The 9,469-nt window shown below is 39.8% G+C and carries 8 protein-coding genes; 6 read left to right on the top strand and 2 right to left on the bottom strand.

The window, feature by feature from the left end:
* The 6 genes from IEU51_RS09155 to IEU51_RS09130 form a co-directional block, all read left to right on the top strand.
* Window positions 1-224 (top strand): aldehyde dehydrogenase family protein (locus IEU51_RS09155; protein ID WP_188349301.1); only part of this gene is annotated, 224 nt, incomplete at its 5' end.
* 316 nt (window positions 225-540) lie between these two features.
* The gene (locus IEU51_RS09150) at window positions 541-1,506 is read left to right on the top strand and encodes a LacI family DNA-binding transcriptional regulator (RefSeq protein WP_186086592.1); all 966 of its coding nucleotides are present in this window, start codon (window positions 541-543) and stop codon (window positions 1,504-1,506) included.
* Window positions 1,503-2,396, top strand: a complete 894-nt coding sequence (gene rbsK, locus IEU51_RS09145; protein ID WP_229713945.1) for a ribokinase — start codon at window positions 1,503-1,505, stop codon at window positions 2,394-2,396. Before IEU51_RS09150 ends, rbsK begins: the two co-directional genes overlap by 4 nt.
* 378 nt (window positions 2,397-2,774) lie before the next feature.
* Window positions 2,775-5,390 carry a pyruvate, phosphate dikinase gene (gene ppdK / locus IEU51_RS09140; protein ID WP_186086589.1) on the top strand — a complete coding sequence of 872 codons (2,616 nt, stop codon included), beginning with the start codon at window positions 2,775-2,777 and terminating at the stop codon, window positions 5,388-5,390.
* Window positions 5,391-6,200, top strand: coding sequence for a pyruvate, water dikinase regulatory protein (locus IEU51_RS09135; RefSeq protein WP_186086586.1), 810 nt, complete (start codon window positions 5,391-5,393; stop codon window positions 6,198-6,200).
* 108 nt (window positions 6,201-6,308) lie between these two features.
* Window positions 6,309-6,965 (top strand): hypothetical protein, encoded by a 657-nt coding sequence (locus IEU51_RS09130; RefSeq protein ID WP_186086583.1) that lies wholly within the window; start codon window positions 6,309-6,311, stop codon window positions 6,963-6,965.
* 30 nt (window positions 6,966-6,995) lie between these two features.
* Here IEU51_RS09130 and IEU51_RS09125 read toward each other — a convergent pair whose 3' ends face one another.
* Window positions 6,996-8,042 carry a PTS transporter subunit IIC gene (locus tag IEU51_RS09125; protein ID WP_186086580.1) on the bottom strand — a complete coding sequence of 349 codons (1,047 nt, stop codon included), beginning with the start codon at window positions 8,040-8,042 and terminating at the stop codon, window positions 6,996-6,998.
* Between the two features lie 77 nt (window positions 8,043-8,119).
* A complete protein-coding gene (locus IEU51_RS09120; RefSeq protein ID WP_186086577.1) occupies window positions 8,120-9,409 on the bottom strand; it encodes an O-acetylhomoserine aminocarboxypropyltransferase/cysteine synthase family protein in 1,290 nt (429 codons plus the stop codon).
* Window positions 9,410-9,469: the final 60 nt, after the last annotated feature.

Raw genomic sequence — 9,469 nt, 5'->3', positions numbered from 1 at the left:
TTACGAAAGACATAGCACGTGGAGAGAAACTCGCAGTCGAAATGGAAAGTGGAATGACGCATGTGAACGAAATGCCAGCACTCGATATGCCGAACATCCCATTTGGAGGCGTGAAAAACAGTGGAATAGGAAGATTCGGGAGTCCGTATGTGGTGGACGAATTTACAGAGCTGAAGTGGGTATCTGTACAGAAAAAATCACTGCCATATAATTGGCTGAAATAGAAATAAAACATAAAAACAACGACCCTAAAGCTTCTTTAAATAGAAGACCAAAGGGTCGTTTTTTTATTGAATTATTAATCGTTTAAATAAACATAAACACCATTATGGAAATCAAAGATAAAGTTACTCATAACGTATTTCGCCAGCTTTCTAATTATATTAAATGCATTAAATCATATGTTTCTGAGCTTTCTCTTTATTACAACTATATTAAAAAATTCACAATGTATTGACATACTTTACATTTCTTTATATTATGTAATGTGTTACCGGTTACACACTAGCCAATCAACATCATAAATAAGGGGATGCTGTAATGGTCACTATTAAAGACGTGGCTGCACTTTCTGGTCTATCTACCGGCACTGTTTCACGCGTCATCAACGGCAATGGGTATGTAAGCGCTGAAAGTCGCAAAAAAATTGAACACGCAATGGCTGAACTCAACTACCATCCAAACGCGATGGCTCGAGCGCTCAATCATAAGCAGTCCAAAATTATTGGGCTCGTCATTCCTGATATTACGAATCCATTTTTTCCCATGTTAACGCGCGGTGTCGAAGACACTGCTTCAAAGTATGGATACACAGTGATGCTCTGCAACATTGATGAGAACAGCGAGGCAGAGAAGCGATACATAGATATGTTTAAACGATATTACGTTGAAGGCATTATTTCTGCAGCATTACCTACAGTGGCGGAATGGGATAGTATAGAAGTTCCGATTGTCATGACAGACCGATCCGCGGACTTAAATTATCCAACTGTCGCAGTGGATAACGTAACAGCAGCTAAAGAGATGACGGAGTTTCTCATTAGTAAAGGCGCAACACAGATTGTCCACATTGCAGGTTCAGCTGGAGTCAATACGGCGCTCGACAGAAGAGAGGGCTATAAACAAGCGATGGAAGAAGCTGGTCTTTCATTTAACATCTTTGAATCTGACTTTAATAGTAATGAAATCAAAGATAAGGCCGGACACTTCTTCGACACGCATGAATGCCCGGATGCGCTATTTTGTGCCAATGACTTGATTGCAGCTATTTTTATGAAAGAAGCATTGAAGCGGAACATAAAAATTCCAGAAGAGATGCAGATCGTTGGTTTTGACGGAATATTGATGAGTGAGATGCTGTCCCCACCACTCACGACAATGCGTCAGCCAATTTATGAAATGGGACAAATCGCCTGCGAGACACTAATCAAAAAAGTAGAGTCAAATATTGAAGTGGGAGATACGATACTTAAAGCGACATTACAGATGGGAGGCACAACGCTTTGAAACAATCAAAAATTACAGTAATTGGAAGTCTTAACATGGATTTAGTTGTGATTTCAGATGAACACCCACAAATTGGAGAGACCGTAATCGGAAAAGACTTCAAAACAACTTGTGGTGGGAAAGGTGGTAACCAAGCAGTTGCAGCAGCAAAACTCGGCAACGACGTTCAGTTCATTGGAAGAGTTGGCGACGATGCATTTGGAGACGGAATTTTATCGACTTTTGACAGCTTTGGCATCGATATGATTGAACGTACACCACTTGAAAACACGCCAACAGGAATCGCATGTGTAACAGTGAGTAACAATGATAACTCAATCATTATCATACCTGGTGCAAATGCGGAAGTAACACCTGAACTTGTGGATATACATAAAGAAAGAATTTTAGAAAGTGATTTTGTGATGACTCAATTGGAAATTCCAATGGAAACAGTGAATCATATTGCAGAAATTTGTGCAGCGCACAAGATTCCGTTGCTCGTGAATCCAGCACCAGCACAAAGATTAACAGACATAATTCTAGAAGCATGTACATATATTACGCCAAACGAAATTGAGCTCGAACAACTGAATAGATTCCATCCAAACTTGATGGAAGACTATAAAGATAAGCTCATTGTGACGTGTGGAAAAGAGGGTAGTTTCTATTTTGAGGGTGATGAAAAACAAGTTGTACCAGGATTTGAAACAACCCCTGTTGATACGACAGGTGCAGGAGATTGCTTCAACGGTGCATTCATCAGTTCAATCACAAATGGAAGAGATTTAAAAGAAAGTATTCGATTTGCGAATGCCGCAGCATCAGTAGCGATCAGTAAATTTGGCGCACAAGAAGGTATGCCAACAGAACAAGAAGTCTTAGACAAATTAAGAGAAGCGGGGAACTAAATTGTGATTTCAATACTTTGGGGTTTACTGGGCTGTTTTGTCCTATTATTTGTAGTTTATTTATTTAGCGAAAACAAACAATTGCAGACTTTAGAGGACAAGTAGGTAAAGAACCAAACATGAAAGTATGTATATCAGTAGACTCAGAACGATTTGTCAACGACTTTATTGAAACATTAAAAGTGAAATAATCTTTGAAAGAGTTAAGCATACATGAGCTTGACTCTTTTTTCATGCCAAAGTCTGGATGTTTTCATAACTCTTTCCTAAAATAAATTATTAAAACTTAAGTTTTGGCTTGTAAGCGTAACCAAGATATGTGATAATTATCTCAAGTTATTATGTGAAAATAGTAACAATATATTCATGAGGTGTTATATGTCGAAATTAATCTATGCTTTTAATGATGAAAACAGCAGTGGCAAAGACTTACTCGGTGGAAAGGGTGCGAACCTAGCGGAAATGACACGCTTGGGTCTTCCTGTTCCAGATGGTTTTACAATTACAACCGAAGCATGTAACGCGTATCTTGCATCAGGTGAATCACTCACAAGCGATCTCCTTGAAGAGTTGAGTGATGCAATTTTATCTCTTGAAACGCGTACTGGAAAGACTTTTTCAGATGAAGACAATCTTCTCTTAGTTTCTGTGCGCAGTGGTGCGAAATTCTCGATGCCTGGTATGATGGATACTATTTTGAACTTAGGACTAAACGATGAGAACGTTGAGAAGCTCGCAACTAAAACCTCGGATGCGCGTTTTGCGTATGACTGTTACAGACGCTTACTTCAAATGTTTGGAGAAGTCGTTTACGGCATTCATATGTCCGTGTTCGACACTATTTTTGAATCGTATAAAGAAGAAAATAAATACGAACTCGATACAGATATCCCTGCGGATGGTCTAAAAGAAATCGTAGAAAAATATAAAGAAGTATACTTAGAAGAAACAAATAAAACATTCCCACAGTCTCCAATCGATCAGCTGACTGAAGCGGTTGAGGCTGTATTTAAATCTTGGAATAACGAGCGTGCAAGAATCTACCGCGATCTTCACGATATCCCACATGACTTAGGTACTGCAGTAAACATTCAAGAAATGGTATTTGGTAACAGTGGGGACAATAGTGGAACGGGTGTGCTATTCACAAGAAACCCATCTACTGGGGAGCACAAACTTTACGGTGAGTACTTATTAAACGCACAAGGTGAAGACGTTGTTGCAGGTATTCGTACACCACAAGAAATTGAAGTGTTAAACACACAGATGCCAGAAGTTTACGAAGAACTTGTCGGAATCACTAAAAACCTAGAAACTCATTACAAAGACATGCAAGATATAGAGTTCACGATTGAGAATGGCAAACTCTTTATCTTACAAACACGTAATGGTAAGCGAACAGCGAGTGCAGCCGTAAAAATAGCATACGATATGGTGCAAGAGAGCGTAATCAGTAAAGAAGATGCAATCATGATGGTCGATCCGAAGTCGATTGACCAACTACTGCATCCGCAATTTGACGATAAAGCCCTAGAAACTGCTGAGCGCATCTCTGAATATGGATTGCCAGCTTCGCCTGGCGCTTCAACGGGTATGGTCGTATTCTCAACAGAGCGTGCGAAAGCGCTCGGTGAGGCGGGGGAGAAAGTCATTTTAATGCGCCCAGAAACATCACCGGAAGATATTGAAGGAATGGTGGTTGCGGAAGCGATTGTGACAACGCACGGTGGTATGACGTCTCACGCAGCGGTTGTTGCGCGTGGTATGGGTACGTGTTGTGTAACAGCTGTGTCTGATTTAAAAATTGATGGGGAAAACGGTGTTGCAACATACGCAAATGGTGTATTAAAAGAAGGCGATATCATTTCGGTCAATGGGTCTACTGGTCAGTTATACCTAGGAGAAATTACGAAAAAAGACCAAGAACAGTCAACCGAATTTGCAGAATTTATGACGTGGGCGAAAGAAATCTCTAGAATGGATGTGCGTATGAACGCGGAAACGTCTAAGGATATAAACGCGGGTTTCGAATTTAATGCGAGCGGTATCGGACTCGTCCGTACGGAGCATATGTTCTTCCAAGAAGAGCGCTTAATCGGAATGCGTCGCTTTATATTAGCGCAAAATCATGCAGAACGTGTGGCAGCACTCGATACAATTTTAGAGTACCAACAAAGTGACTTCGAGGAAATATTCAGGTTAAGTGGTGAACGTCCGGTGATTGTAAGATTATTGGATCCACCATTACACGAATTTTTACCGAATACTGAAAATGAAATTAATAATGTCGCAAATCAACTCGGCGTAACAACAGAGTTATTAAAATCGTACATCACGAATCTTAATGAATTAAACCCTATGCTTGGCCACCGCGGATGTCGCCTCGCAATCACGTACCCTGAACTGTATGAAATGCAGACTGAAGCGATGTTAAAGAGTCTAATCAAGCTGAAAGAAGAAGGAATTGAAACGAATTTAGAAATCATGATTCCTTTAATCGTAACTGCAGAAGAATACAAAACGTTGAGCGATAAAATCAAGGCACGCGCTGAGTCTATAGAAGCTGAAGCGGGAGTGACGGTCAATTACACTGTGGGTGTCATGATTGAAACACCACGTGCATGCTTAACAGCCGAAGAAATTGCGCCACTTGCAGACTTTATCAGCTTTGGTACAAACGACTTAACACAGTTAACATTCGGATTTTCTCGTGACGATGCAGGTAAATTTATTGGTGAATACGTAGATGGTGCACTTATAGAAACAGATCCTTTCCAGTCGCTCGACATTAATGGTGTAGGACAACTTGTTAAGATGGCAGTTGAAAAAGCACGTGCACATAACCCGAACTATAAAGTAGGTGTATGCGGCGAGCTCGGAGGAGATCCAAGATCGATTCAGTTCTTCAATGACATCGGCATGTCTTATGTCTCATGTTCTCCATACCGTGTACCAGGCGCAATGCTTGCTGCTGCACAGAGCGTGGTTAAGTAAATGTCTAAACCATTACTGATTTACATTGTTTCGGATTCAATTGGTGAGACCGCAGATCACATGGTTCATGCGGTTCTCGCACAATTTCCAAACATCGATGCACCTGAAATTAAACGATTTGCGTATGTAGATGATGAAGAAAAACTATGTAATGTGTTAAATCTTGCTAAAGAAAAAGATGCGATTGTAATCACGACACTAGTAAGCCGTGAACTCAACACAATTGGTGAAGAATATTCAAAGAAGCATCATATTTCTTATATCGATTATATGACGCGCTTAATCAGCATCATCGAAAAAAAGATGAACGTCAGTGCAGTTCACGAAAGTGGCGTCGCACGTCGATTAGATAGTGACTATTTTAAACGCATTGAAGCCATAGAATTTGCGGTAAAATATGATGATGGGAAAAATTTCGAGCATTTAGAACATGCAGATGCATTAATTGTTGGCGTTTCGAGAACATCTAAAACCCCACTCAGTATGTATCTTGCCAATAAAGGATACAAGGTTGCGAATATCCCACTTGTTCCTGAAGTGCCAATTCCAGAACCCGTATTTAAGAATCTGAAGTTAAAAGTATTTGGACTCACAGCAAGTCCAGATTACATTATGAATATTCGTTCAGAACGCGTGAGAACTCTTGGATTTCAGTCACAAATTGATTATGATAGCTTGAGACGCATTAAAGAAGAACTCATCTACGCGGAAGAAATCTTTCATAAGTTAAATGCAATAGTCATCAACACAGAATACAAATCAATAGAGGAATCTGCATTTTATATTGAGAAATTCCTGAAAAACACATAAACACTCTTACCTCGGTGAGAGTGTTTTTATCTTGTAAATTTCAAAAAAATTAGTATCTACAGCAAGTTTAGTATAGAATAAAAGAAAACGGATACATTAGGTGATGGAATGAAAGAAATGCGTTTACCTTTTCAGAAAAGTTTCGAACGATTAACACAATATCCACCTCTAAAGATGCTTGCCTTAGTTGTAACAGCACTCGTTGTGCTACGCGTTGCAATCGGCATGTTTATTGTCATACCAAATGATGCAGGAATTGAGGGACTCACTGCTGGAATCATCAATCCGATACTCGTACTTGGTTTTCTAGTACGTGCCCTGATGTCTGCCGCACTCAATTGGCTGATTATCATGTCTTTATTCTTACTTGTACTTATTTATGTGCGTGTATCGAAACGTTTCATTAAAGAAGATGTTGCACTGTCGGGTGTGATTTTTTTAATGATCATCATCACCGTCTACAGAATTATATTGCAGTTTATTCAAGTGATATTTGATATACCAATCCAAACAACACGTGGATTCTCTATTGACTCACTGGCTCTACTAAATCCAGATAATTTATGGATTTCAAAAATAGGTTTAGATTTATTCTTGCAGGTTGGACTTTTAGGAATGTTACTCAAGTATACTGCGAAATTACCCAAGAAAGATGTCATCATGTGGATGTTAATTTCTGTAGTGGTGTTATATTTATCAGGTGTCGGAATTGAATACTTAAACCATCTGCACTTCAACTACCGATTTGATGGATGGAGATATTAAGAAAACCATGGAGCATAATGCCCCATGGTTTTATCCTTTAAATATGAAGTTTTCTTTATTATAACCTGGTAAATATTTCAGACATAGCTTGTTTACGATATACGCAAATGGGAACGGTACTATAAAGTATGCGACGGCAAGTTTCAGTATGTTCATAGATGTCTCACCATCCATAAACTGAAGGGAATTGATAGGACCAACGAGTCCAGTGTATCCGAAACCTGCTGACATTGGCGTGCCTTGAACATTCATGAAATACCCAAGTGCGCCAATCACAATCCCGTTAATAAGTAGCGGAACGGCAATAATCGGATGCTTAAAGTAATTCGCCATCATCATCTTAGCCGTACCAATCGCAAGAGCCGTAATCGTCCCACGATTGTTCAAACCTAATGCTCCGAATAAGAACACATAACATGCAGCAACAATCCCAAGGTTTGCAGCACCACTCGCAAGTCCAGATAGACTTGTTACGGTTGCTACCGCAACAAGTGAAATTGGCGTCACAAGAAGTAACGTGTATGTCGTCGCAATTAATATCGTCATTAAAAGAGGATTCAACTCCGTGAAATGAGCAATCGCATTACCAAGCGCACCAGTCACAAGTTTAGAATACGGTAAGATAAACTGACCGATAGCCCCAGGTATGATTCCACCTAATACAGGGAGCAATACAATATTTAATGAACCAAGTCGATTGCCAATAAAGTAAATAACCCCTGCAGAAATGAATAGCGTAAATAAGACGTTAATTAAATCGCCCATACCATTTGCTAAAAATCCTTCAGGTGTCACCTTTAACGCACCTGATCCTATAAATGCCGCACCTGCTAAAATCACCGTCTGCGGTGCATTGAATTTTAAATTCATACCCGCAAGAACACCAATTATGAGCGATGCCCCAATAGAAAACATGGTTAAAAATGAACCAAGCGTCGTAAATACATCAGAGTAACGTGCAAGAAACTTAAAAACTTCTCCAAGCAAAGCCCCGGGAATCAGTGCAATCACGATTCCAAGCGCCATACCATTTAATATGTTGAAAAAGAACGATTTGACCGTCTGTTGTTCAATCATGTGAACTCCTTTAAATACAGTAATATACATATATTAAACGGTAATCTCTTTTTATACAATTATGCTAAAGAATTTAATTACGCATCAATCGCAGATAGCCCTTTTTCAATGTCCGCGATTATGTCATCGATGTGTTCAATTCCGATAGATAAACGGATTGTTTCAGGATTCACACCCGCTGCTCTTTGCTCTTCTTCACTTAATTGTTGGTGTGTTGTGGATGCGGGGTGAATCACAAGAGACTTTGCATCTCCAACGTTTGCAATCAGTGTGAACAAATCGAGATTCTCAATGAATGCTTTACCACCTTCGTACCCACCTTTAACTCCAAATGTGAATACGGCACCCGGCCCTTTTGGTAGGTATTTATCTTTTAAAGCTTTGTACGGACTGTCTTCAAGACCTGCATAGTTCACCCATTCTACCTTGTCATGATTTTTTAAGTATTCCGCTACTTTTTTTGTGTTCTCAACATGGCGTTCCATTCTGAGGGACAGTGTTTCAAGTCCTTGGACAAGTAAGAATGAGTTGAATGGTGAAATAACGGCACCAGTATCTCTCATGAGACCTGCTCTAATTTTGTAAAGAAGTGCTGCTGGACCAAACGCATCTGCATATACAAGTCCATGGTATGACTCATCTGGTTCAGTCAGTAATGGAAACTTGCCTTCACTTTTTTTCCAGTCAAATTTACCGGAATCCACAACGACACCACCGATTGTCGTTCCATGTCCGCCGATAAATTTAGTTGCTGAATGGACAACAATATCTGCACCAAAATCAATTGGACGGCATAAGTATGGTGTTGCGAATGTATTATCGATGATGAGGGGCACACCATTTTCGTGTGCGATTTCTGCTAAAGATTCGATGTCTTCAATGTTTCCAGCTGGGTTACCGATTGTTTCGATATAAAGAGCTTTCGTGTTTTCTTTAAACGCAGCTTTTACGTCATCTAAATTATCCGTATCTACAAACGTAGTTGTGATACCAAAACGTGGCAAGGTGTGTTGGAATAATGTATGCGTACCGCCGTAGACACTGCTTGTTGATACGATATGATCACCATTCTGTGCAACACCTTGAATTGCATAAGTGATTGCAGCCATACCTGATGCGACCGCAACAGCACCAACTCCACCTTCAAGTGCAGCAACGCGTGCTTCAAATGCACTTGATGTTGGGTTCATGAGTCTTGTATAGATATTTCCTGCTTTTGATAGGCTGAATAAATCTGCAGCATGCTCCGTGTTATTAAACTCATACGCTGTCGTTTGGTAAATAGGTAAGGCACGAGCGTTCGTTTCTTTATCTACCGTTTGTCCTGCATGTACTTGTAACGTCTCAAACTTGAAATTCTCTGTCATTTTAAATTCCCCCTAAGATATAAAAAAGAGTCTACTTATTAGATAAGTAGACTCATAAAC

Origin of the sequence: Phocicoccus schoeneichii (assembly GCF_014635565.1) — a bacterium.
GTDB classification, from domain to species: Bacteria; Bacillota; Bacilli; order Staphylococcales; family Salinicoccaceae; genus Phocicoccus; species Phocicoccus schoeneichii.
This window is presented reverse-complemented; position numbering and strand designations above follow the sequence as displayed.